This window comes from Leptospira soteropolitanensis (genome assembly GCF_026151655.1).
GTDB lineage: Bacteria > Spirochaetota > Leptospiria > Leptospirales > Leptospiraceae > Leptospira_A > Leptospira_A soteropolitanensis.
The window spans coordinates 22,988-46,686 of sequence record NZ_JAMQPN010000005.1; the positions used below are offsets into that span (position 1 = coordinate 22,988).

A 23,699-nucleotide genomic window follows, 5' to 3' on the forward strand; every position below is an offset into this window, starting at 1 on the left:
TACTTAAGATTCTTGTTTCTTTCGCTTCGAAAACTCTTTCGTTAATTCTGGTAACATTGGCAAAGAACTATGAATCCGATGCATTTCCAAAGCAGGTCTTGCAGGGATTCCAAAATATGCAGTTTTCTCTTTTGAATCTTCTGTCAGTCCAGAAAGTCCCATCAAAATCGATCCCTTTTTCATTGTTAGGTGTTCTGCCACAGCTGATTGTCCAGCTAGGAAACAACCATCTTCAATCGTAACGGAACCAGCAAGCACAGTTGCACCAGCAATATAAACATAATTACCTACCCGACAGTTGTGCCCAACATGAACATGATCATCGAATTTAGTAAAATTACCAATGGTAGTTGATTCAAGAGCCGCCCGGTCTACCGTACAATGAGCACCCATTTCTACTTCATCGCCGATGATTACATTTCCAATTTGTGGAACTTTATACCTTACACCGGCATAATCATAAAATCCAAAACCATCTGCCCCGATCACTGTATTAGAATGGATCAAATTGCGTTTTCCCAACTTACAGTTGTAATATACTACAACTCCAGACTTCAATACAGTTTCTTCCCCAATTTCGACATTGGATTCCAATACCACATTAGGGTAAATAACGGCCCGATCACCAATCACAACATTTTCTTGGATCACGGCAAAATCCATAATCGTAACATCTTTTCCAAGTTTGGCGGTTGGGTGGATGCTCGCCTTATCCGAAATTGATGTTTTATATTTTGGTTTATTCTCAAATAAAGAAACTACCTGAATGAATTTTACTTTTGATCCTTCTTCGGGGATAATGATGGCATTGGGGAATTGTGATGCTAATGATTCAATAGTAAGTGCTATTTTGACATCAGAGGCTTTTTTATGTTTGGCTAAGTATTTTTTGGAAGCCACATAATATATACTGCTAGGATCTACTGGAGTATGGTGCTCCAAATCTTTGATTCCATTGATCTCTAACTCACCAGAGCCGGTGAAACTTGCACCTAGTTGTTCAGCCAAATCTTTTAGTTTCATTTATACACCTTCCTCTTGAAAAATAATTGGAAGGGACATATTTCAACCATATTTTTAAAATCTATCATATTGAAACTTTTTAAACTATCCGATGATTAGACTATGTTCTACCCAAATTTGAACAAAGGCATCCGTTTGCTTTTGTTAACTTACACCGTTCAATATTTTTTGTTCACACAAGAACTAGTGGGACAAGAAGGTGTAGTCTTCGAAAATCCATATAAAAAAACAGAACCAGCTAAAGAAGACAAATCCTTTACTTTGTATTTTTCCAAACAGTCTTCTAAAATAGCAAAAGCCGACTTGGTTCGTTTGCAGTCGTTTGCAGATTTTCTAAATCAAAATAGAAATTATGAAGTTTATATCCAAGCACATGCAAACGAAGGGAAAAATGCAAAAGATGATTTAGTGATGAGTGAAAAACGATCTTTGGAAGTAGAACGATTTTTTTTAATTCATTTTGTAGAACCAATTCAAATCAGAAGACTCTTTTATGGAAATTCGAAATTGACCAATAAAACAAAAGAACACCAAGCATTGAATCGGCGAGTAGAAATCAAAATCCAACAAATTCCTTAAATCGAACCTTTCCACAAATTAAAATCATTGATATCGTCGATATCACATAATTCTTCTAAAAGGGTTACGGTTTTGTTATTTTTTTGAATCAAATTCATTGTTAGTGACAAAACATTTTCCGTGCTCCAAGGTATGGAACGAAAAACAAAAGGAAAATATTCTTTCATACCAAGTAAATAATAACCTCCATCCAAAGCAGGGCCTAAAACAAAATCAAAATCATTGAGTCTGGAATAAGCATTTTCGATTATTTCTTTTGTTAAAAAAGGACAGTCTGTTCCGATAATGATAATTTTTCTAGCACCATCTTTAAATTCATTTTGGAATGCTTTTTCCATTTTGAATCCGAGATCTCCTGTTTCTTGCACTTTTTTTTGGTATTCAAATTCAAATTCATTGGGACTATCATCTCTAAACTCGTCCCAATAAACAATCTTCTGAACATCAATAGCAGAAGTAATTTTCTTTGTGATCTCAAGTAACTCAAAGTAAATCCCAAGAGCTTTTTCTTCCCCAACGGAAGATGCAAGGCGAGTTTTCACTTTTCCTAACTTAGGTTGTTTGGCGAAAATAATTAATGTGTTTTTTTCCATAATAACCTAAAACCAAAACGGAAACAATCCAGTGATAATAAATAAAATCATTTCTAACATACAATCCATAAGATAAAAAACTAAGGAAGGAAATGATCGTTACTAATGATTCCATTTTCTCTTTCCCCACCATAAAAAAAATCCAAGGAATCCAATACCAAGGATGAATCACCGGTGAGAACAAAAGGAATAAAGAATATATGAAAAGTAACCTGTCTCTTAAGTTTAGCCGAGAAATGATTTTTTTTTGAAAAGAAAAAATATAAATACAACAAAGAATACCCAAAGTTAGACTGCCGGAAAGATATTCTATTTTAAAGGGAGTTAAAAGATAAAATAAAAAAGGTTCCATGATTCCAGCAAATCGGAAGGTATGAAAAAAAAGTCCAATCCCAGAAGATCCTTGCAAACCCAGATCAGAAAACACGGTAAGTTTCCATACAATCAGCGAAAGACAAGAAACGACGGTTAACTTAGTCCAAAAACTACGATTCCAAGGAAACGCCAAAACAAATATGAAAGTATTTAGTTTCAACTGAGTTAATAAAAAGAAAGATATTAATTTTTGATACGTAAAACTCGTTATCAGAAAAAGCAAAAAACCTGTTACCAAGAGGACTTCAGGATGCATCTGAGAAATACCTTCTAAAATCAAAATTGGATTCCCAAAATACAACCAATATGAATTAAAACTAGCGAGAGGATATAACTTTCTGATTAAAATCAAATTTATCATATCAATCAGAAGAAGTAATATCTGAACTCCCAAAAAACTACTGCCAAAAAAAGAACCAATCAAAGTTCCTAGCGAGAAAAAACACTGAATTAACAGTGGATAAACGGAATAAAAATGAGGGCTATTCATATTCAAAAATAGTGTCTCTAATTCTATAGGAGAATTATGAATGAATTTAATGACCTCTGCCGGAGTATATAAATAAGGAGAAAATCCATTTAAAAAAATTTTTGCATCAAATAAATAACGATAGATGTCATCACTCCATACAGCAGGTGAACCGAGAACCACTACACGTAACAACAATGCATAAAGGAAAAAATGGTAAAAACGATTTCCAAAAAGCACAAGCGAAGCTGATATAAAATAAAAATATAATGGCAAAACAAAAGACACAACAAACACGATAACTAATTCGTCTCTACTTCCCCAATGAGCTGAAGCAAATAAAATCATTGGATACAATATACCCAGGATTAGTTTTGTAAAATTACTTCTGATAAACACGAAATAGAATTAATCGAAAAAATGTGTATAAAATTTTAATTCCAACACGAACTGACATTGATAAGGTTCCTGATATTTTCGAAACTCCCGCAAAACGTTTTCGATAATTGACTGAAATTTCACGAATGGCAAGTCCAAATTGTAGAGCCTTTACATGCATTTCAATATTCCAACCCCAAGTAAGATCCTCCATCTGCATCCGTAAAATAGAAGAATAACGAATGATTCGAAGTGGCCCCATATCAGTAAATTTTCGTCGAAAAAATATTAGTATCAAAAAACAAGTCAAAGCATTTCCAAAAATTTGGATTGGAGAAAGTGCACCTTTCTCAACCTTACCTAAAGTTCGCGAACCAATCACTAAGTCATCACCGCTCTCTTGAATAACTCGAATCAATTTCTGAATATCGGCAGGATCATCAGATCCATCGGCATCGCAAAAAAGTATGTATTCAGGAGATTTACCAGAGTTTTTAATCCAATCCAATGCCAATAAACAAGCATTTCCATATCCAATTTCATGACAATCAAGACAGAAAAAGCCCATACGTTTTACTATATTTGCTGTTTGGTCTTTTGAGGCATTATTTACTATAATAAAGTTAGAATTTTGTAACCCAGATTCAGAAATAATACCAGATAACGCACGCTCAATGCCTTCCTCCTCATCACGTGCAGGTATGATACAAAAAACATTATTCACCCTTTCTACTGGCATTCCTTTTGAATAATTCTTCTAAAGGAGTGTCCTTCCTAGATTTAGTTTTTAACTGGTATTGTGACTCGATAATTAAAGAACTATGAGGATATAAATCTTTCATTTTTTCTACTTGTTCTTTGTACGGTGAAGATACGTATCCAGAAGATTGAACCATATAGTCGGATGTAATGTTTTTCAATCGGACATGAATTGCTTGGAATTGATATGTTTCAATTGGTAAATTTGGCCTGTCTAGTTTCCATAAAAAACTATTTTTATAGGGAATCCGGTTGTCACTTACCTTTTTGGCAACGGGTGACCAAGTCCATTCTTGTCCGATGGTGGTTTCTTCTTTATAAATTGTTTTGCCGAATCTGTCGATCCCGACTAGAATCAAACGATAAAACCGCTCAGGGTCACCTGTTGTTACATGGTGCGAAGCATTTGAATTGGTCAATATAACTTCAATTGTATTGTTCTCTACTTTTATATTCGAAAGAACAATACCTGGTTTATAACCTAATCTAATTTGATCAGGATACAAATCAAAAGTTTTGGGAACACCACCTCCAATGAATCCGTGTTTGTGTGATGTCCTTATCGGTTTATTTAAAGATGGTTTTACCAGTGACCGACGAACTTCTGGTTGGTGGCAAGAGGAGCAAGATTCACTTGATTTTGTAGCGATTAATTCTGTACCTGTTTGAAAAGAACAAATTAGAGATTCATTTAAGGTATATGTTTCGTTATGACAATCGTAACAACGATCAAGTAACTGTTTTCGATTGATTTTTACCGGATGGGGAGGAGAGGTTCCACCCGTTCCCCCTATCACATAGCTTTGATTAGACTCAGAATCTAATCGTACATGACAAGTCGCACAAGTGACTCCTTCTTTTTGCATTTCTATATTAAAGTTTGGATTGGGAATTTCCACCGGACGAAAATAATCTCCATTTATTAGTCCTGTGACAATCGTTTCTCTTTGGTTTTGAACGGGGATATGACAATTTAAACAAATCCATTTTGGAGAACTTGGTTTTGCTAATTCCGATTGAAACTGAATGTCTGAAAGTGCATTCGCATGAGTCGAAAGTTTCCATTCTTCATAAATTTCCGTATGACAACCTCCGCAATTTTTTGCCGTAGGTGCACCAACTCCTTTCAAATCAGGAAGATTTTCAATCGGTTTTGCCCAAATTTTTCCAGGGAATACTTGTTCGATTGTTACGACTCGTTGATTGAGATAGAGATAAACACCTATACCTAAAGCGAGGAATAGGAATAATAGAATGAAAATAATTCGTTTCAATGATTAGTTTCCAAAGGTAGTTTTGGATCGTGAGACCACTCCCACATAGAACCCGCATAATTATAAGCATTATAACCATAAGTACGAAGAATTCCAACGACAAAAGCAGAGCGGACGCCACCTGTACAGTAGGCAACGATTGGTTTATTTTTTTGAATACCAATTTGTTTTAGATAAAGTTCTACTTCAGACTTTGATCTAATGTTTCCTTTTGAATCAAACAACTCTTGATAAAACAATGATTTGGCACCAGGAATGTGTCCACCCCTGGATTCTCCATATGGAGTGGCACCAGAAAATTCTCGAGGTTCCCTTGTATCGAGGAATTGAAATTGTTTTGTCGATAGTCCTTTTAATATTTCTTCTTTTGTAATTGCCGATGAAATTCTTTTATAGTTGGCTTTATCAAAGTTTGATTCATTCCTTTCCTGTATGTTTGATTTTTTCTGGAGCTCTTTTTCAAAAGCAGAGTAACCACCCTCTAGCCAGTAAGAATTATAAAAACCTGCTTCACGCAAACTCCAAACAATACGACCCTCTTCTCCCCAACCCGAAGCCCCATCACCTAACACGAGTATATATTGATTTTCTTTTATACCTAAATCATTAATTTTTTTGCGAACAAACTTTAATTCTAAAAGTTCCCCTTTATGAGGAACATCGGTACGAGATAATTCCTCCCAAGAAATGACTTTCGATCCGGGAATTTTATGTTTCCAGCGTTGAACGGAAGATCTAGTGTCAAGGATCGTATAATCAGAAGAGCGAAGAGCAAGTTCTGCGGTCAAAAACCAGGGAGATTCTTCTTTCAAAGTAGAAGAACCTCGAGGGCCTGCGCTCAATTGGAGCCAAAATGCCCATAATAAAGAAATAGAAAATAGATAAACCCCATACCCACGCATGATTTTCATAAAGGCATTCTCCTGGTTTTACAAATCATCTCTTTTAAGACGAATTTCCGTCAATAAAATAAACATTTTATCCAAGAAAACGAATTTTTCTTGCTTAAAACATCTCCCTCCGTAATTTGGAAGTAAATGGAGGCAATATGAAAATAGGTTATTATCCAGATGTGGTCAATGAAAATGTCACGAGGATTGTCGCCTCTTCCGTGGTAATCCTTGGCGTTCTTGCTATTTTATTTCCTAACGCATATGTGTTAGGATTACTTGTTTTTGGTTTTGCACTGAGACTTAGTTACGGACCGAAGTTTGAACCTTTCGCTCTTTTAACATCACGATACCTCGTTCCTTGGCTCGGCATATCTTTCGTAGGTGTAGCCGGACCACCTAAACGATTTGCACAATTGATCGGATTTCTATTTAGCACTAGTGCATTTATCTTTTTTGCTTTAGGCCTTTCTTTAGCTTACCAAATCACTCTTGCCACTTTAGTTTTTTTTGCTTCCTTAGAATCTTTTTTGGGTTGGTGTGCGGGTTGTTTTGCTTTTGGTTTACTGATGAAACTAGGAGTGATTCCGGAAGAAATTTGTGAAAGATGTAATCATCTAAACTTCAATAAATAGTTTATTGTAAAACGTTGCAACAATGGATTGGATTCTTAATCTTTTCATTGGTTACTGTTCTATTTTTATGGATGGTAACCTTTCCAAAAGATTTCTATAAAAAATATAACAAACAAATTTTTCTATTAGGATTTGTAATACGAATCCTTTGTTTCTTCCTTCCACCGCTTTGGGAAGATGATTGGTCACGATATTTATGGGAAGGAAATTTAATCCGAATTGGTAAGTCACCTTATCAAATTGCCCCTTTAAATTACTTTAAAGAACTTAATTTAAGTGAAACTGAAATTCAAATTTTATCGCAAATCAATCATCCCGACTGGACAACCATTTATAGTCCTTTCGTTTTACTCTATTTTGCATTGTTTTCATTCGGTTTTTCCGGTTTATTATTAAAGCTCAGTTATCTCGTATTTGAGACCGCTAGTTTTCTTTTTTTTTCAAAGGGGAAATTTAACAAACCTGGTTTATTGTATTGGATATTCCCAGTACTTGTTAAAGAAGTTTATATCAACTTTCACTTTGAAATATTAATTCTTTCCCTACTTTGGATCTATTTTAGTTTTCAGAGAGAAAAAAAAATAATCGCAGCAAACTTTATTTTAGGTTTAGTGATCCATATAAAAATTTTTTCGATCCTCTTTTTATTTTCGACTATCCATAAAATAAAATTTAAAAAATGGAAACGAAGTTGGGTAAATTGGTTACCCTATTTGTTTTCGGGATTCGTTGGATTTTTAATTTTTTATCTAATTTATTTTATTATTTTTCCAAATACAACAGACTTCGGAATTTCAAATTTATTTAAGTTTGGTGGCAATTTCAAGTTCAACCAGTATTACGAACCTTTTTGGAGAATATTCGGAATTACCGATCTAAAAACCTTTCCTTTTCTTTTACAGCTAATTACCGTTAGCGTATTTTTCTGGATTTCAATCGATAAAGAAAAACGTCTCCGAAAATTTCTTTCTACTGCCAGAAAATTAGATTTATACTTTCTATTTGGTTACATGTTCCTGACTTTATTACCAGTTTATAATCCCTGGTATTTTTTAATTCTGATTCCAGTCCTTGTAATATCCAAGTCGCAGAATCTATCGCCTTGGATTTTGATAACTCTTCCCCAGTTTTCCTATTTTACCAAGGCTCGTTTAAGTATTGGATTTACCTATTTTTATGAAATCCCTGATTCCTTCCTTCTTCTGGAAGCCACAATCTCTCTCATCTGCCTCCTATGGCATTTTAAGCAAATATTCATTTTACTTTACAGAATATCCAATATATCAAACATAGCCCCAAAGGGAAATATTGGGTATGGAAACAGAAATTGAAAGCTTTTCGGCCACAACAGAAAACGAGAGAAATGTAGATGAAGTTCTAACGGTTGTTCTTGGTGAAACCTTAAAAAGACGTAGACTGGAGCTCGGTTTATCAATGGAAAAACTTTCACAGCTATCCACTGTTAGTCGCGGAATGTTAGGACTTATTGAATCTGGCAAAACCACTCCAAGTATCGGAATTCTTTGGAAGTTATCCAAATCACTTCGAATCCCTATTGGCGAAATGATACCCGATTTGTTTGCCCAGTCGCCACGTTTCATCGGGGCAAATGAAGGGAAAAGGTGGATTTCTCCCAAAAATACAGCCGAATCTCGAGTTTTTTACCAAGAGGAAAGAGATCGATTGAGTATCGTTGAATGGAAACTAAGCCTTGGAAAGGTTTCCCAATTTGGGCACTTACCTTCTGCGTTTGATATCAAAATTTATCAAATTGAAGGAAAAATTAAAATCAAATTAAAAACTAAAGATCTTGTTTTGGGACCAGCGGATAGTGCTTTTTTTCCCATAGCAGAATTAGAATTTTTAGAAAATGAATTCAAAGAGGAGTCTAGGTTCCTATGGATTGCCTCCAAAAAAGCTAGGTAAATTGGATTAATTGTTTTAGAGCGATTCTATTTCCACCAAAGGAAACACCTACTAATGCAATGTGCATCTCGAGAATATATTATACGTTATATAGGATTAAATATTCAATATATAAGAATGTCTGTTTTCTAATTTCTCCTCCCTGAAAAGACTGTCCTTACCATGTTTTTGCCTCTGGTGCAACCCCTACAGAGAAAAAACAGGAATTCAATCTAAGGATTTAAAAATGAAAACCAATCTCTTTTACAAATTGATTGCTCTAATTACCGCGGGGTTCATCGGAGCCTGCGGCGGAGCAAAAAAGAATAAGGATATCGAAAACTTACTGTTAGCTGCACTTGCCCTTTCCTCAGGTATCAAGGTTAATACTGCTGCTGAACTAGCAAAAGAATCGAATGAAAATTATAACCTAAATGAATACGGTCTTATCACCCCATCCACTTTAGGAAAATGGGTGAACAACTGGTCCGGAACTAAACCTGCGGGGATCAACGGAAAATTAGTGATTCTTCAAAATGGAGTGAATCCAAGAGGAACAGGTGGAACTGGCACACAAGCTGGGAAGGAATATATCGGAGGAAATGGAAACGATGTAGTAGTATATGCCTTCAATTTTGCTAGTGGTGCGAATGCCGTAGATGGTGGAGATGGTTTTAGCCAAAAAAGAAACAATGGACTAGCAGATACAATTTCTATTATTGCAGATGGTACCCATATCGACAAAATCTTAAATCAATATGGAATTGATCCTGCCAATGACTTAGTGGTCTTAGTATCTACTGCTGATGCAGCAAACCATGTACAAGGAACATTAAGAGCGTTCTACTCTTTTCGTTATTGGGGATTTGATCATAAAAATCTTGCGTTCTTAAACGGAACCCTTCCTAGACTGATTGATACTGATGGAAATTTCGTACCTTTTAGCTCTACAACAAACACTCCTCCAGGATATAACAATCGCTATAGTGTGAAGAGTCTCCGAGTGGACAACACGATTTTAATGCTTCCGCTAGAAGACGTAATCAAAGCAGTGAAAGCACCGAACAATGTAACAATTCCTGGCCTCACTTCCAGTGTTTTTGTTTCTGATGCAAGATCGTCGGCTAGTGCTGCTGAATACAATGGAACCATCAAAAGTACTCAATCGGAAACTGCAGGAAAATATGTAGGCTTCGAAGGTAGAATTAAAGGAGCCAAAGATGTACCTTGGACAGGTCTCTTAGATACAGAACATAGATTTAAGTCAAAAGCAGACCTAAAAGCATATTTTGATGCTAGAGGATATCAGGTAGGCCAAACTGCAATCCAACTTTGCCGAACTAATAATAGATCTCAGGTAACTGGATTCTCTTACATCGCGATCTTAGGTTATCCATCGACGTATTACGATGGAAGTTGGATTGAATGGGGAAGTTTAACAGGTGCGGGACCGTCTCCAAAATTACCGGCTGACTCTCCATTCCGTACAGACTTACCAGAACTTTCCGAAGTGATTACGTATAATGTTGCGGGAGACGTTGATACAAGTTTACCAACAAACTTAAATATTTCAGCAACAACTACAAGAAAAATCATCGAGGATGACAAAGCTTACAAACGTTAAAGAAATTCTACTAAAGAGGAATGGAGATCATTCCTCTTTAGGCTTTAATAAATAAAAACTATAACAGGGAAAGTTATATGAAGAAGTTAATTCAACTATTAATCATTAATCTATTACTAATTACCAGTGTGTATGCATCTGGTGGCATTGGCGGAGGTGGAATAGCCAATATACCGCAAGGGCAAGACAGAGAAAAATATCACTTAGGAAAAGCAGTCTACAATCAAGATATTACATTAGAAAAACAATCAAACGTTAAATCAATAGACCAAGAAGAACGATTGGAATACTTACAAGGAAGTTTACCTAATACTGAAAAAAGACGAGTTAACCTCCCTGATTTTGCAGGCAAACTATCAGAAGAACAATTACAAGCCCTTGAATATTTTATTCAAGTTAGATTCAACGTTAAACTACCTGAGAAAAAGAAGGAATAAACAATGAAATCTTTCTTAAATTTCTCAAAATATGTATTCTCATTATTTTTTATTGTAACTCCAAGTATTTATGCTCAACAAGCATGGGCACCTTACGAGAGACAACTATGGGTGCGCCCAGTATTCATACATTCAGAATACGATAGTGCATTTTTAGCTGGTCAAAAAGCAAAATATGACGATAACGTTCGTTTGTCGGTCGCGAACCTGGCATTAGAATATGGAATTACAGATAGACTTACGGCAGATTTAACTTTTGGTTTTGGTAAATTAGGTCGCCATAAAATATTTAATCGATATTTAGGATTACAACAAACACCAGAAGTTTCAGACAAATATGGATTTATGGACACAAGGTTTGGAATTCGATATAAAATTTTAGATGAATTCGATTCAAAGTATCGCTGGATGCCGACTATTTCGCTCCGAGTCGGCGGAATCAAACGAGGTGATTATGATCGGAACCCTCAATCGCTGGGTGATGGCGCAAGTGGTGGCGAAGTAAATCTTTATTTAGCAAAAGATTTCGGTGTTTGGGGTCTTGGCTCTTTAGGTGAATTTTCTTATCGGAAAAGAGAGAATCCCGTTCCCGATGATATTCTCTATTATGGAGCATTTTACAAACGATTCTTTGAGTCCTTGTTTTTGACAGTAGGTCTTCGTGGCCAAGTAGGACAAGGTGGTTATGCTTATGCTGATCCGAGACAACAACCACCTTTAAACATAGTTCGTTACCCACAACCGTCTTTATATGGTATTAATCCTTATGATGTATACGTACAAAATGAACGTCCAGCATGGGGTAGAAAAGAAAGTTTTCACAATGCAGAAGTAGGTTTAAGTTATTCGGATAGTTTCGGAAATTTTTATACCCTTTTCTATTCAGAAACCATTGCAGGATACAACACAGCAAAGCTGAAAACTATGGGATTTGCTGTCACTCTTCCTTACAATCTCTGAGGTCTCAAGATGAAACTTAAATATATAACAATTCTTTTTATTCTATTTATTCAAATGATTGGCTGTAAAGGTCTGCCAGAATATTTATTTCTACCGCAAAGTTTAAAAATTGATTTAACTCCATTTTTATTCCGAGTTTATACTCCTGCAGAATTGGCGACATTATCCAATGCCGATTATAATTTAAATGAAAGTGGACTGATCACTTCAAGTAAGTTATCGCGCTTTTTATCCAATTGGAATAACAATCGACCTTCAGGAGTTTCTGGGAATCTAATAGTTTTCCAAGTCCAGACATCGGGAGGAAGTGGACGTTATGTTTTTTTCGATGGGAAACAGGTATTTGCTTATCCTATTCCCAACTTGTCAGAACTTCTCTCTGATGTAAGAGATGATGGAGTATTAGCGATTGATGGGATTGTTCCTAAAGGAAAAAAAATATCTGATTTTTTTTCCATCTACGGAATTGATCCAGCTTTAGATTATATTGTTTTTGCTAGCGATACAACTTCACTTGCTAACCTATCTTCTGCAACATTTGCTTACTATTCTCTACTATATTGGGGTTTTCCAAAGGAAAGGTTAGCAGTTTTAAATGGCTCCATCGCAGATTTAACAGCGGCAGGTAGTTTATTCACAACTCCTTCTTATAATTATGCAAATAGCAATCGTGCAGGTAATATAAAAAATCTCTTCCGTGATCACACTGTTTTACAACTGACTATTGGTGATTTGATACATGCAATAAAGAATGGGAATACTATTTTGGAGGAAGTTGACCCAATCCCAGCGGAAGGATTTCAAATCATCGATGGAAGACCAAATGCATCTTTTACAGGAACAGTAAACTCAACAGCTTCTGGATCAAAGTATGCAAATTGTACCACAAAAACAAATTCCACATTTGTTACAAATACTTGCCTTGTAACTTATGAAGGTCGAATTAAGTCTTCAACAAATTTGGTGCCAACAGATTTGTATGATGGAACTACTTTTCAGTTTAAATCATTCAGCCAATTACAAAGTTATTTAAACAATACAGGCTACTCATCCAATAAACAAATTTATATTTATGGGGAGGATGCAACAAAAGGTTCGCTCGTTTGGTTTGTTGTACATCAAATTCTTGGTAAACCAACAAGATTATATGAAGGTGGGTGGAAGCAGTTTGGTGCGCTTGGTTTACGATCTCCCAGTTCTGGATCAAGTCCCAGCGCCATCTCACAACCTGCTTCTTACTGGCGTACAGATATCGCAACTTTATCAGAAAGTAATACGCCGAATGCAGATGCGAATGTTCCTAATTATCAATTGGATGTTTCGAGACAGTTTGTGAAAAATTCCAATAAACTTAGAACGGAAGATAAATCTTTCTTAAGAGGGACTGCAACTGCTGGATCATCAGGAGGTGGAGGTGGTTCTCCATCTGGTGGAGGAGGAAATGCTTGCGGCGGTTAATCCGTTAATCAGAGTTTACTATTGATATGACTTTTCTATCCAATCAACTTACGGCTATCGCTCTATCCGTGATCTTCGTAAGTTGTTTGGATTCAAACTTCTTAGAATCCCATTGGAAAAACCCCATCGTTGCCCAAGGTTTACCACCAGAACATTTTTCTGTATTAGAAAAAAACTTAGAACCCAGTGCATGCCAAACTTGCCACAATAAACAGTTTCAAAATTGGAAAGAAAGTTTTCACTCAAAGTCTATCGGTAAAGGATTTTTATGGCAGAAGGATATATTATCTTCTGAAGAATATCGCTCTTGTTTCCAATGTCACTCACCATTAGCTGAAACTAAATCAGAGCTTTCTAAAGAATACCAAACCGAAGAAATTCTCAATTCAAAACTTCACAATTTCCCCAATGGAATCTCGAATCCTTCGATTCTCTGCGCATCTTGTCATATTCGAAATCAAATTCGATTTGGCCCTCCACCAAGTACAAATGCAAAAGATAAACTATCCATAGCGAATTTACCACATAACGGGTATATTGCTAAAAAAGAATTTGAATCATCTGAGTTTTGTAAGTCCTGCCACGAAAGCAAACAAGATGGGATAAGGCTCAATGGGAAAAAACTAATGGAAGTTTATACTGAATGGGAAAAAAGTCCTTTTGCAAAACAGGGAATTCATTGCCAAAACTGTCACATGCCCGATAGAGAACATTCCTGGAAAGGTATTCATGACAAAACGTTTGTTCAGAACTCTTTGTTACCCAAATGGAAGATTACTGAAAAAAATGGGATCTACCAAGTACAAGCGGAACTCAAATCCATTGCTGTAGGTCATGAGTTTCCCACTTATCTGGTCCCCAAAGTTTACTTACGCTTCTATGTATTTTTCAAAAATGGTACAAATCCCATTCTATTAGAAGAATCGATTATTGGTAGAATTGTTAATACAAGTTTAACCGAAGAATATTTAGATACTAGAATCAAACCTCAAAAATCGCACCAAGTTAGTTTTGATTACGACCCAAAAGAAAAGAAAGTTCAAAAGTTTTTGTGGGAAATTGAAATTGACCCTGATGAACAGTATGTTCGCAACTTTGAAGAACAGCTAACAAAGAACAAAGAAAAACTCAGTGCAGAATCTAAAAAGTTATTACAAGAGTCCCTCACAGAGAAGAAGAACTCTCGTTATTTATTATTTACTTTGAATTGGCAAGTGCCTGTTTTACTTCCGCAATAATATCATCAATATGCTCTAAACCTACTGAAACTCGGATTAGACCAGGCAAAATTCCGACGGCAAGTCTTTCTGCTTCCGATAATTTTGAATGGGTTGTCGATGTTGGATGAGTTACAGTTGTTCGAGTATCTCCCAAATTAGCAGTAAGTGAAAACCATTTTAACGAATCTAAAAATTTCCTTGCTCTGTCTACCCCACCCTTAATCACAAAGGAAACAATTCCCCCACCCGCTTTCATTTGTTTTTTAGCAATCGTATAACCAGGATCATTTGGCAAAAATGGATAACGAACTAACTCTACGTCTGAGGACTTTTCTAAAAATTCAGCCAATTTCATTGCATTTTCTGAATGTCTATCCATACGCACAGCCAATGTCTCTAAACTTTTAGAAATAATCCATGCATTCATAGGAGACAAAGCCGGACCTGTATTACGGGCCATGTAACGAATCGGTTGAATGTATTCTTTTTTTCCTAAAATAACACCGGCGATCACCCGGCCTTGACCATCCAAATACTTAGTAGCGGAATGAATCACAACATCAGCTCCAAAGTCAGCCGGTCTTTGAATATAAGGGGAACAAAAACAATTATCAACGATTAGAATGACCTTTTTCTTTTTACATAACGCAGAAACCCATTCTAAGTCGACTATATCCAAACCTGGATTTGAAGGTGTTTCAATATAAACTATTTTAGTATTTTCTTGGAAAGCCTGTTCCCATAACTCAGGTTTGTTGATATCAACATAAGTAGTAGTGACTCCGAAACGAGGAAGAATATTTGCAAATATTTGGTGAGTAGATCCAAAAATAGCACGTGCCGATACGATATGGTCACCAGCTTTAACAAGACCAAACACAGAGGTAAAAACAGCAGACATTCCAGAGGCAGTCGCAATTCCATCTTCAGTATGTTCCAAAGAACAAAGTTTATCAATTAGTTCCGTCGTGTTCGGATTCGAAAATCTTGTATATTGATTACCCGTTACTTCTTCCGCAAAGAGTGCTCTTGCATGTTCCGCATCATCAAAAACAAAACTGGAAGTCAAAAATAATGGGGTAGAATGTTCTTTTTCCCCGGTTCGTTTGGTTTGGATGCGGATGGCGTCAGTTTCAAAGTGTTCAAACATATCTTTTGCCAAGGTCGGTTATGAACGCTCGAATTCATTAATTTTTTTGGAAAATATCTGCTATAGAATCGAAATTAAACCAATATAGCAGATATTTTAAGAAATTTCCGCTATTTTTCCGTCGATCATATGAACTCTGCGTCCAGCAAGTCCCGCATAATCAGGATCATGCGTTACAAAAAGAATCGTAGTTCCATCCACTTGGTTGATCCTTTTAAATATCTCCATCACCTTATCACCATTAGCTGTATCTAAATTACCTGTCGGTTCATCGGCAAAAAGAAATTTGGGTTTTTGGACAAGGGCACGTGCAATGGCAACCCTTTGCCCTTCCCCTCCTGACATTTGACTTGGAAACTTATCCTTACAATGTAAAACTGAAAAACTTTCCATCAAATGAAGAGCATATTCTTCTATAATCTTATGTGATCCCGTTTTTCTCGCAGGCATAGTTATGTTTTCAAGTCCAGTAAGTTCAGGAAGTAAGTAATGAAACTGAAAAACAAATCCTATCGATTGATTTCTTAATGTATGAATTTCTTTACTTCCCATTCCTACAAGGGATTTTCCATTCAGTTTAACATCACCACTTGTTGGATTGTCCAAACCACTTACAATATAAAGTAACGTAGACTTACCAGATCCAGACTTACCAGTAAGTGCCACAAAATCACCAACATCTATTTCTAAGGAAACATCTTTTAAAACTTCTTGAGGCGGCTCTCCAAAGGATTTAAAAATATGTTTGGCATCAATTCCAATCATTTATGTTGCTCCTCGAATAATATCTACTGGAGAAAGACGACTTGCCATTCGAGCAGGAATATAACTCGCAATCGAAGCGCTAAGGACTGCGATGGAGAAACCTTTTACGTAAATCATCCAATCCCAGGAAATCATCATTGTTTTCATCAAGGCCTTGGAATTTTGTTTCGGATCACCAATAGGAATTCCATCGATATAATAACATCCAAGTATACCAACAAATATTCCAATCACAGCACCAAGAGTTCCAAGAAACAATCCTTGAAAAATAAAAAGTTGAATTGTATCTTTTTCGTCGAACCCAATAGAACGTAAGATCGCGACTTCCTTTTTCTTTTGGTTAACAACCATATTTAAAATATTATAAATACCAAAAGCCACAACGAGAATGATTGTAAATGTTGTAGAGTTTCTTACAATATCTTGTGTCTTAAATACCTGAAGGATACTTGCATTTACCTCATCCCAGCTCTCAACCTTATCCTTGCTAAAGTATCTAAAATCAGCAGCAATTTCTGCGGCAGAGCGAATATCCTTTATCTTAACAATGATCTGCGATATCTCTCCACTTGATTTTGTGACACTTTGTACTGTGGATAATGAGGAATAAACTGTAACTTCGTCTACCAAACGGTTCCCCGTACTCAAAATACCAACCACTTTTAAAGGAATTAAATCAGTTCCAGGAATGTACACGGAAATAGTATCACCGATTTTAGCACCTAATTTGTTAAGAACACCCTCTCCCATAATCGCAAGAGAAGTCCCTTTAGATAAATCTGAAATTTTTCCCTCTACAATGTAATCACTTATATTGGTTACCTTAGGTTGGATAGCAGGATCAACTCCGACAAATCTTGCAGGTGCCGTTGCTTTTCCATTTACAAAAATAACTTCTTTTGTTAGCTGCGGTGAAAAGGAAATGACTCTATGATCATTAGATAATTTATCCATCCAGCCAAGAACATTAGTTAAGCGAGAATTGTCGGTTCTTCCAGATGGTGGTGATAACCAACGCACAACTTTTCCTTGAAAAAAAACATCCTCAAATGTTCGTTCCGTTATTAGCTCATCTTTGGGTGAAATTTTAATTTGTCCGTCCGAGTTTACTAATTGGTCTGTAATAACAGCTTGGAAACCCAACATAATTCCTGAAAATACAATATAACCTGCTGTTCCTAGAACGATGCCAATCAAAGTTAAAATTGATTGTTGTGGTCTTGAAAGGATCTGTCTAATCGCAAGAAACAACATTTAGTTTTTAACCAATACTTCATCGCCTTCTTTCAGATCACCTTGGATCAGTTCTCCAAATTCTGAATTGATGGCTCCAATACGGATCTCAATTTTTTCCCTTTTCCCATCACGAAACCGAGTAATCTTACCACGGTCTACAGCAACTAACGGAACCAAGATAACGTTTTCTTTAGAAGAAACTTCGATAGCAACGTCTGTTGTCATATCCGGCAAAATCCCTTGCGGGAGCTCATGTGGTTCAATTCGAACTAAAAACTGTCCATTGGATGGATAAATTCTTTCGACTTTTCCTTTATACACATTCCCGCGAATGGATTCAAAACTAAGCTGAGCAAGTTGTCCTGGTTTAACACGTAAGGCTGACTCTTGGTCTAAAGAAACGGAAATATAAACTTCCTTTAGATTTTGAATTTCTAAAAGAGGAAGACCAGGCATTGCCGTTTCATTTTTGGCGACATTTAACTTCGTTAATGTGCCGTTGAATGGTGATCGAAAAGTAATTCCTGAATCATTTACAAGTAGGGCTTGGTCTTTGATTACGGTTTGGCCCTCTTCCACAAAGATCTCCCGAACAGACGCTGCAATTCCAAATTTTAAACTAAAACTATCGACTGGTTTTACGGTTCCTAGGGCATATACCGCTTCTACTAAAGAGCCTTTTTGAATTCCTATTCGGTTGGATTGTGAGTTCCGAAAAAACCAAAGGGAAGAAACGATTAGAACTATTACAACGATTGAACCAAGAATATATAGTTTTTTACGATCCATGTTGACCCAATCGTAACTATTTGATAGTTTTTGGGAATTCTTTTTCTAATAGATTTTAAAGTGCCAATCCAAAAACGAACTCACCTTCTTTATCTTTAGAAGGTTTATATTCCAGGCACCTAACATCTACAAATTGTCCAGTTTGTAAAGTATCAAATCGGAAAGGATCGCTGATTCTACCCTTTAAATAGTTATCAGTCACAAATCGACCGTCACTCTCAAGAATGGCTTCGTATGATTTTCCAATCACAGTCTCCGCGTACTTAGTATGTAATTCAGAACTGAGAGACATTAAATCAAGCACTCTGCGTTTTTTTTCATCACCCGGGATGGGATCTCCGAATGATTCGGCAGTTGTCCCTTTACGAACAGAATAAGGGAATACGTGTAATTTCGCAAATCCAAGCTCCACTAACAATTGCTTAGTTTCCAAAAATTCATACTCAGTTTCTGATGGAAATCCTACAATGACATCGGTTCCAAGGAATAAACCTGGGAGTTTTTCTTTTGCGAGTTCAATTCTTGTTCGAAATGCATCAGGATGGTAAGTTCTTCGCATATCTTTTAAAACCTTTCGGCTTCCACTTTGGATTGGGACATGCAAAAATTTACAGAACCTAGGATGTTTCATTAGATCCAGTAAACCTGATCCTACGTCTGGTGGCTCAATAGAAGAAAGTCGAATGCGAGAATATTCTAAATTTTTTAAAATATCTTCCAATAGATTTAAAAAACCCTTTTCTCCGCTCTCTAATCGATACCAACCCAAATTAACTCCAGTTAATTGAATTTCACCGACTCCATTGTCTTGAAGGTATCTAACCTGATCTAAAATATCGCTATAATTTCTACTGACACCAAGACCACGAGCGGCCGGGATTTTACAATAGGAACACTTCCTGTTACATCCATCTTGAATTTTTAAATAGGCACGAGTGTGACCTTCCGGAAGTACATCAGAATAAGAAAATCGATCCAGTACTTTTGATGGATAAACTTCTTTTCCTTCCCAATCTTCTAAGATTTTATATGGAAGAGAACTTTTTTCCGTATTACCAAAAACACCAAAAACACCTGGTATATTGAGTAAAATTTCTTTGTCAGTTTCCGCATAACAACCAGTTACATAAACTTTGGCACCAGGATTTGTGCGGATAGCATTTCGAATGATATTTCTGTTTTTTACATCGGCTTTATTGGTCACAGTACAAGTATTTATAACAATGTACTGAGCCTCTTCCTGGGCTTCCGCAAGAGAGAATCCTTTGTCTTTTAGAACAGAATACATACCATCGGTTTCAAAAAAATTCAACCGACAGCCAAGTGTATGGAACTTAATTTTCACAAGTCGTTGAGTGTCACAATCCGTTTAGAGTTTTCTTTAATGGTATTACTTTCGCCATTTAAATTAGAGGCTTTTTGAATACATTCTTTAGCTTCCGCCAAATAGGTGTTTGCTTGCGATTTTTTACCTATTTTTTTATTTGTTTTGTATAATGACTCTTGAACAAGAGCCAAGTTATTCCAAATTTCAGCAGAATTCTGATTTAAAGAAGAGGCCCATCTTAAACTAACATCCGCTTTATCATAATTTTTTAAATTATAATAAATTTTCCCTTCCAACGCCAACATTCGAAAATCATTTGGGCTTCCAGCCTTTGCTTTTTCAATTTGAGAAAGAGCTGTTTTGGAAGCACCTTTTTCAGAAAGGGCTAGCGCATAATAATATCTTACTTCAGGATTTTGTGGATACAAAGGAATGGTTTTTTCCGCAAGTTCAATGGCTGGTTTCCATTTTTTATGGCGTGTTAATATCGCAAGACTTGCTAATAAAAGATCCTCATCGTCGGCTTTTCGTTTTCTTGCTTCCAACATGTTTTTATATGAATTTTCAAAGTCGTTTAACTTATCATAGTTAAACGCGAGTAAAGCATAAAATTCGTAAGAAGTTTTTCCGTCAGCAAGTAGACTCTTTACAAGCTCGATAGATTTATTATAATTCTTTACCTTGTATTCGTCTACTGCTTGGAAGTAGGCAGAACCAACTTGTTCTTTTTCTTGAGAATAGAGAGACGTAACGAGTAGACAAACAACGAATGTAGCGTAAATCAAATGTTTCATAAAAGGTCCGAAGGAACAGTAATGGAATTCAAATTAACCGAATCAATCCTGGAATGGTAGGGTTCGATGGGGTCCAGGTATAGGAAAACACTGCCCCCTTTGGAAAGCAAGTAATGTTCAATATGTTCTTCGGTGATGATTTCTGAATCTTTGGTATATAAAATAGGAATTTCACCAGGTCCTAAATGGAGGTGAAATTCCTCAGTTGTGAGAAAATCGGATAGGTTTAGATACCCGGAACCAAAGTACAATCCCGATTGGAAATAGTATTTATAGAAAACTTTTACTTCAGGGAGAATTAAGTTGGGACGAATATAACCTAATTCAATTCGCTCGATGGTTCCAACAGTCCGAATTTTTCGGAGCTGGAACCATACTTTTCGAATGAAAAAATAAGAAAACAGAAAGACGAGGGGAATGAGGATAGCCATTACCGTTCGCCTCTCCGAAAGGCTCTCTAAACGAGAGCCAAATCTTTTTCCTCAGCACTTGGGGAAGATCCATCATCTTTTTTGGGAACTTCTTTATAATCGGACCAAGGAGTTTCCGAATACACAAGTTTTCCTTCAACAAAGTCCACATAGATTTTTGTTGGGTTATCATAAACACCTTTCAAAGACTGCACTGCCATATAATCTTCCAATTCTCTTTGGAACACACGTCGAAGTGGACGTGCTCCATAGTTTTGGTCATATCCAATGGTTGCAAAATGTTCTTTTGCAGGAAGAGAAAGTTCTACAAGCACTTTCTTCTCAGTTAAACGTTTGTTAAAATCTTTTAACATGATATCCACAATGTTTACGATTTCTTCTTTTTTCAGAGGAGCAAAGTAAACCACCTCGTCCACACGGTTGAGGAATTCTGGGTTAAAATGTTTTTTCAACTGTTCGCGAGCTTGTTCTGCTTTGTAAGTCTCTCTTTCTTCAGCGAAATCTTCAAACCCCAATCGACCGCCTTTCGAAATTTCTTTCGCTGCGATGTTTGAAGTCATGATGATGATCGTATCTCGGAAGTTTACCTTACGACCTTTTGTGTCGGTTAAGTTCCCTTCTTCCATAATTTGAAGTAAGATATTAAATAAGTCATGGTGAGCTTTTTCGATTTCATCCAGAAGGACCAAACTATATGGTTTTCTTCTCACAAATTCAGTGAGTTGGCCACCATCATCATATCCTACATAACCGGGAGGAGCTCCGATGAGTCTTGAAACTGCATGGGGTTCCATATATTCCGACATATCGATACGAAGCATATTGTCTTCCGATCCAAACAGTTGTTCTGCGAGTGCCTTTGCCAGTTCTGTTTTTCCCACACCTGTTGGTCCAAGAAAAATAAACGATCCCGTCGGGCGTTTTTCACTTTTGAGACCTGTGCGCGAACGTCTGACCGCTCTAGCTACTTTTTCAATAGCATCCGTTTGACCCACAATACGCGACTTGATGTCTTGTTCCAAGTTGAGAAGTTTTGTGTTCTCGGACTCTTCCATTTTTTTCAAAGGAATCCCTGTCCAGAGACTAACAACAGATAGGATATCTTCTTCTTCTATCGAAACAGCATATCCTTCCATTCGTTCTTGCCATTGTTTAGTTTTTTCTTCCAATTGACCTTTTTTACGATTCACTTCATCGCGAACTGCTGCTGCCTTTTCATACTCTTGGCTACGAACCAAATCTTCTTTTTTAACAGAAAGAGCTTTGATCTCTTCTTCGATTTCTTTGATTTCATTAGGACGTTGGCAATTAGCAAGACGTGCCTTTGCTCCTGCCTCATCAATGATATCGATGGCTTTGTCTGGTAAAAATCGATCGTTAATATAACGGTGAGAGAGTTTTACAGCTTGTTCTATGGCTTTTTCCGTATAACGAACCTTATGGTGAGCTTCGTATGCTTTTTTCAAACCATCTAAAATAAGAACCGCATCATCTACGGAAGGTTCGAGCACCTTTACCATTTGGAATCGTCTTTCCAAAGCAGAATCTTTTTCGATGTATTTACGGTATTCGTTATTAGTTGTAGCACCAATACATTGTAATTCCCCGCGCGCAAGTGCAGGTTTTAAGATGTTTGCTGCATCCACTGCTCCTTCTGCGGCCCCTGCTCCAATGAGTGTATGCAACTCATCAATAAAGATGATTATGTTTTGTGAAGTAACGATTTCTTTCATAATTTTTTTCAATCGTTCTTCAAACTCACCACGGTATTTGGTTCCCGCAATAAGACTTGCCAAATCAAGAGATAACACTCGTTTATCGAAAAGTAAATCTGGAACCAACTTTTCAATCACGGCTTGTGCGAGACCTTCTACGATGGCCGTTTTACCCACACCCGATTCTCCGACGAGAACAGGATTGTTTTTCGTTTTACGAGAAAGGATCTGAATGACTCGTTCGATTTCTTTGGAACGGCCAATAACAGGATCCAGTTTTTTCTCCCTCGCAAGTTGCGTTAGGTCTCTCGCAAATTCATCCAAAATAGGGGTTTTACTTTTTTCTTGTCTTGGAGCTGCGGTTTGCGTTTGGCCTTGTGTGCTTTGCGTCCCGGTTGCACCAGCTCCTACTGCACCTGAAGGTGGTGCTCCGAGGAGTCGTAAAATCTCAGATTTAATGACGTTATAATTTACGCTGAAAGATGATAACGATCCGCCCGCAATATTATTATTATCGCGAAGTAATGCCAAGAGGATGTGTTCTGTCCCTACATAGTTATGTTTGAGGCGTTTTGCTTCCTCTTTAGAAACTTCGATCATCTTTTGGTATTTGTCTTGCCCTTGGCTTACATCCAATAACAAGGCACCGGAACCCTCACGAGTTCTCTTTTCGACTTCTTTACGGAGTTCGTTCAAATTGATGTTTAGATTCGTTAGAATCTTAATCGCGACAGAGTCCTCCTCCCGGAGAAGCCCAAGTAGAATGTGTTCAGGACCGATAAAATCGGAGCCTAAACGTTTAGCCTCATCTTGGGCGATTTCGTTGATGACTCTCTTTGCTCTTTTGGTGAATTCCAACATGCCGCACCCTGCCTTTGTTAATTAGACGAACGTCCTCGTTCCCATCATGACC

At 36.8% G+C, this 23,699-nt stretch carries 23 protein-coding genes; 9 read left to right on the plus strand and 14 right to left on the minus strand.

All coding sequences use genetic code 11. The annotated features are described in order from the left end of the window. Positions 1-3 precede the first annotated feature (3 nt). Positions 4-1,023 carry a UDP-3-O-(3-hydroxymyristoyl)glucosamine N-acyltransferase gene (gene lpxD / locus ND811_RS11795; RefSeq protein WP_265352426.1) on the minus strand — a complete coding sequence of 340 codons (1,020 nt, stop codon included), beginning with the start codon at positions 1,021-1,023 and terminating at the stop codon, positions 4-6. Positions 1,024-1,125: 102 nt separating this feature from the next. Here lpxD and ND811_RS11800 point away from each other — a divergent pair, with 102 nt between their 5' ends. Next, on the plus strand, positions 1,126-1,602 hold the full coding sequence (locus ND811_RS11800; RefSeq protein WP_265352425.1) for an OmpA family protein: 477 nt from the start codon (positions 1,126-1,128) through the stop codon (positions 1,600-1,602). Here ND811_RS11800 and ND811_RS11805 read toward each other — a convergent pair. From ND811_RS11805 to ND811_RS11825, 5 genes are read right to left on the minus strand one after another with little or no spacing between them, the layout of a single operon-like run. Then, entirely contained in the window at positions 1,599-2,144 is a 546-nt protein-coding gene (locus ND811_RS11805; protein ID WP_322113471.1) for a TIGR04282 family arsenosugar biosynthesis glycosyltransferase, read from the minus strand. The genes ND811_RS11800 and ND811_RS11805 overlap by 4 nt on opposite strands. A gap of 10 nt (positions 2,145-2,154) precedes the next feature. Then, positions 2,155-3,387 carry an MptA/MptB family glycosyltransferase gene (locus ND811_RS11810; RefSeq protein ID WP_265352423.1) on the minus strand — a complete coding sequence of 411 codons (1,233 nt, stop codon included), beginning with the start codon at positions 3,385-3,387 and terminating at the stop codon, positions 2,155-2,157. A 34-nt stretch (positions 3,388-3,421) separates the two neighbouring features. Further along, positions 3,422-4,156 carry a glycosyltransferase family 2 protein gene (locus ND811_RS11815; RefSeq protein WP_265352422.1) on the minus strand — a complete coding sequence of 245 codons (735 nt, stop codon included), beginning with the start codon at positions 4,154-4,156 and terminating at the stop codon, positions 3,422-3,424. Beyond that, positions 4,134-5,450, minus strand: coding sequence for a multiheme c-type cytochrome (locus ND811_RS11820; RefSeq protein WP_265352421.1), 1,317 nt, complete (start codon positions 5,448-5,450; stop codon positions 4,134-4,136). Before ND811_RS11820 ends, ND811_RS11815 begins: the two co-directional genes overlap by 23 nt. Continuing rightward, positions 5,447-6,361, minus strand: a complete 915-nt coding sequence (locus ND811_RS11825) for a sulfurtransferase (RefSeq protein ID WP_265352420.1) — start codon at positions 6,359-6,361, stop codon at positions 5,447-5,449. The genes ND811_RS11820 and ND811_RS11825 overlap by 4 nt, the downstream gene beginning before the upstream one ends. A 137-nt stretch (positions 6,362-6,498) precedes the next feature. On the opposite strand from ND811_RS11825, the gene ND811_RS11830 reads away from it, so the two are divergent. The 8 genes from ND811_RS11830 (at position 6,499) to ND811_RS11865 (ending at position 14,597) form a co-directional block, all read left to right on the plus strand. Then, on the plus strand, positions 6,499-6,975 hold the full coding sequence (locus ND811_RS11830; RefSeq protein ID WP_265352419.1) for a DUF4395 domain-containing protein: 477 nt from the start codon (positions 6,499-6,501) through the stop codon (positions 6,973-6,975). Between the two features lie 47 nt (positions 6,976-7,022). Continuing rightward, entirely contained in the window at positions 7,023-8,306 is a 1,284-nt protein-coding gene (locus ND811_RS11835) for a hypothetical protein (RefSeq protein WP_265352418.1), read from the plus strand. Then, positions 8,290-8,901, plus strand: coding sequence for a helix-turn-helix domain-containing protein (locus ND811_RS11840; protein WP_265352417.1), 612 nt, complete (start codon positions 8,290-8,292; stop codon positions 8,899-8,901). The genes ND811_RS11835 and ND811_RS11840 overlap by 17 nt, the downstream gene beginning before the upstream one ends. Before the next feature lie 226 nt (positions 8,902-9,127). Further along, positions 9,128-10,504, plus strand: a complete 1,377-nt coding sequence (locus tag ND811_RS11845; protein WP_265352416.1) for a rhodanese — start codon at positions 9,128-9,130, stop codon at positions 10,502-10,504. Positions 10,505-10,581: 77 nt separating this feature from the next. After that, the gene (locus tag ND811_RS11850) at positions 10,582-10,941 is read left to right on the plus strand and encodes a hypothetical protein (RefSeq protein ID WP_265352415.1); all 360 of its coding nucleotides are present in this window, start codon (positions 10,582-10,584) and stop codon (positions 10,939-10,941) included. Between the two features lie 3 nt (positions 10,942-10,944). Further along, positions 10,945-11,901 carry a hypothetical protein gene (locus ND811_RS11855; protein ID WP_265352414.1) on the plus strand — a complete coding sequence of 319 codons (957 nt, stop codon included), beginning with the start codon at positions 10,945-10,947 and terminating at the stop codon, positions 11,899-11,901. A 9-nt stretch (positions 11,902-11,910) separates the two neighbouring features. Continuing rightward, positions 11,911-13,359, plus strand: a complete 1,449-nt coding sequence (locus ND811_RS11860; RefSeq protein WP_265352413.1) for a rhodanese-like domain-containing protein — start codon at positions 11,911-11,913, stop codon at positions 13,357-13,359. Positions 13,360-13,385: 26 nt separating this feature from the next. Beyond that, positions 13,386-14,597 carry a multiheme c-type cytochrome gene (locus ND811_RS11865; RefSeq protein ID WP_265352412.1) on the plus strand — a complete coding sequence of 404 codons (1,212 nt, stop codon included), beginning with the start codon at positions 13,386-13,388 and terminating at the stop codon, positions 14,595-14,597. Here ND811_RS11865 and ND811_RS11870 read toward each other — a convergent pair. The 8 genes from ND811_RS11870 to ND811_RS11905 all read right to left on the minus strand — a co-directional run bounded on the left by ND811_RS11870 (position 14,557) and on the right by ND811_RS11905 (position 23,647). After that, positions 14,557-15,729: a trans-sulfuration enzyme family protein gene (locus ND811_RS11870; protein ID WP_265352411.1), complete on the minus strand. Its 1,173-nt coding sequence runs from the start codon at positions 15,727-15,729 to the stop codon at positions 14,557-14,559. The genes ND811_RS11865 and ND811_RS11870 overlap by 41 nt on opposite strands. Before the next feature lie 96 nt (positions 15,730-15,825). Further along, positions 15,826-16,494, minus strand: coding sequence for an ABC transporter ATP-binding protein (locus ND811_RS11875; RefSeq protein WP_265352410.1), 669 nt, complete (start codon positions 16,492-16,494; stop codon positions 15,826-15,828). Beyond that, entirely contained in the window at positions 16,495-17,748 is a 1,254-nt protein-coding gene (locus ND811_RS11880; RefSeq protein WP_265352409.1) for an ABC transporter permease, read from the minus strand. Beyond that, the gene (locus ND811_RS11885) at positions 17,749-18,519 is read right to left on the minus strand and encodes an efflux RND transporter periplasmic adaptor subunit (RefSeq protein WP_265352408.1); all 771 of its coding nucleotides are present in this window, start codon (positions 18,517-18,519) and stop codon (positions 17,749-17,751) included. A gap of 55 nt (positions 18,520-18,574) precedes the next feature. Beyond that, the gene (gene mtaB, locus ND811_RS11890; RefSeq protein WP_265352407.1) at positions 18,575-19,864 is read right to left on the minus strand and encodes a tRNA (N(6)-L-threonylcarbamoyladenosine(37)-C(2))-methylthiotransferase MtaB; all 1,290 of its coding nucleotides are present in this window, start codon (positions 19,862-19,864) and stop codon (positions 18,575-18,577) included. Further along, complete coding sequence (locus tag ND811_RS11895) at positions 19,861-20,640, minus strand: tetratricopeptide repeat protein (protein WP_265352406.1); 780 nt, start codon at positions 20,638-20,640, stop codon at positions 19,861-19,863. Before ND811_RS11895 ends, mtaB begins: the two co-directional genes overlap by 4 nt. Further along, complete coding sequence (locus tag ND811_RS11900; RefSeq protein ID WP_265352405.1) at positions 20,637-21,071, minus strand: hypothetical protein; 435 nt, start codon at positions 21,069-21,071, stop codon at positions 20,637-20,639. Before ND811_RS11900 ends, ND811_RS11895 begins: the two co-directional genes overlap by 4 nt. 26 nt (positions 21,072-21,097) lie before the next feature. Next, on the minus strand, positions 21,098-23,647 hold the full coding sequence (locus tag ND811_RS11905) for an ATP-dependent Clp protease ATP-binding subunit (RefSeq protein WP_265352404.1): 2,550 nt from the start codon (positions 23,645-23,647) through the stop codon (positions 21,098-21,100). Positions 23,648-23,699: the final 52 nt, after the last annotated feature.

Excerpts from the sequence above, each read along its gene's own strand:
- lpxD (WP_265352426.1), bottom strand. The coding sequence starts at position 1,023 with ATGAAACTAAAAGATTTGGCTGAACAACTAGGTGCAAGTTTCACCGGC.
- ND811_RS11800 (WP_265352425.1), top strand. The coding sequence starts at position 1,126 with ATGTTCTACCCAAATTTGAACAAAGGCATCCGTTTGCTTTTGTTAACT.
- ND811_RS11810 (WP_265352423.1), bottom strand. The coding sequence starts at position 3,387 with ATGATTTTATTTGCTTCAGCTCATTGGGGAAGTAGAGACGAATTAGTT.
- ND811_RS11815 (WP_265352422.1), bottom strand. The coding sequence starts at position 4,156 with ATGCCAGTAGAAAGGGTGAATAATGTTTTTTGTATCATACCTGCACGT.
- ND811_RS11825 (WP_265352420.1), bottom strand. The coding sequence starts at position 6,361 with ATGAAAATCATGCGTGGGTATGGGGTTTATCTATTTTCTATTTCTTTA.
- ND811_RS11830 (WP_265352419.1), top strand. The coding sequence starts at position 6,499 with ATGAAAATAGGTTATTATCCAGATGTGGTCAATGAAAATGTCACGAGG.
- ND811_RS11840 (WP_265352417.1), top strand. The coding sequence starts at position 8,290 with ATGGAAACAGAAATTGAAAGCTTTTCGGCCACAACAGAAAACGAGAGA.
- ND811_RS11845 (WP_265352416.1), top strand. The coding sequence starts at position 9,128 with ATGAAAACCAATCTCTTTTACAAATTGATTGCTCTAATTACCGCGGGG.
- ND811_RS11850 (WP_265352415.1), top strand. The coding sequence starts at position 10,582 with ATGAAGAAGTTAATTCAACTATTAATCATTAATCTATTACTAATTACC.
- ND811_RS11855 (WP_265352414.1), top strand. The coding sequence starts at position 10,945 with ATGAAATCTTTCTTAAATTTCTCAAAATATGTATTCTCATTATTTTTT.
- ND811_RS11860 (WP_265352413.1), top strand. The coding sequence starts at position 11,911 with ATGAAACTTAAATATATAACAATTCTTTTTATTCTATTTATTCAAATG.
- ND811_RS11865 (WP_265352412.1), top strand. The coding sequence starts at position 13,386 with ATGACTTTTCTATCCAATCAACTTACGGCTATCGCTCTATCCGTGATC.
- ND811_RS11870 (WP_265352411.1), bottom strand. The coding sequence starts at position 15,729 with ATGTTTGAACACTTTGAAACTGACGCCATCCGCATCCAAACCAAACGA.
- ND811_RS11875 (WP_265352410.1), bottom strand. The coding sequence starts at position 16,494 with ATGATTGGAATTGATGCCAAACATATTTTTAAATCCTTTGGAGAGCCG.
- ND811_RS11880 (WP_265352409.1), bottom strand. The coding sequence starts at position 17,748 with ATGTTGTTTCTTGCGATTAGACAGATCCTTTCAAGACCACAACAATCA.
- ND811_RS11885 (WP_265352408.1), bottom strand. The coding sequence starts at position 18,519 with ATGGATCGTAAAAAACTATATATTCTTGGTTCAATCGTTGTAATAGTT.
- ND811_RS11895 (WP_265352406.1), bottom strand. The coding sequence starts at position 20,640 with ATGAAACATTTGATTTACGCTACATTCGTTGTTTGTCTACTCGTTACG.
- ND811_RS11900 (WP_265352405.1), bottom strand. The coding sequence starts at position 21,071 with ATGGCTATCCTCATTCCCCTCGTCTTTCTGTTTTCTTATTTTTTCATT.
- ND811_RS11905 (WP_265352404.1), bottom strand. The coding sequence starts at position 23,647 with ATGTTGGAATTCACCAAAAGAGCAAAGAGAGTCATCAACGAAATCGCC.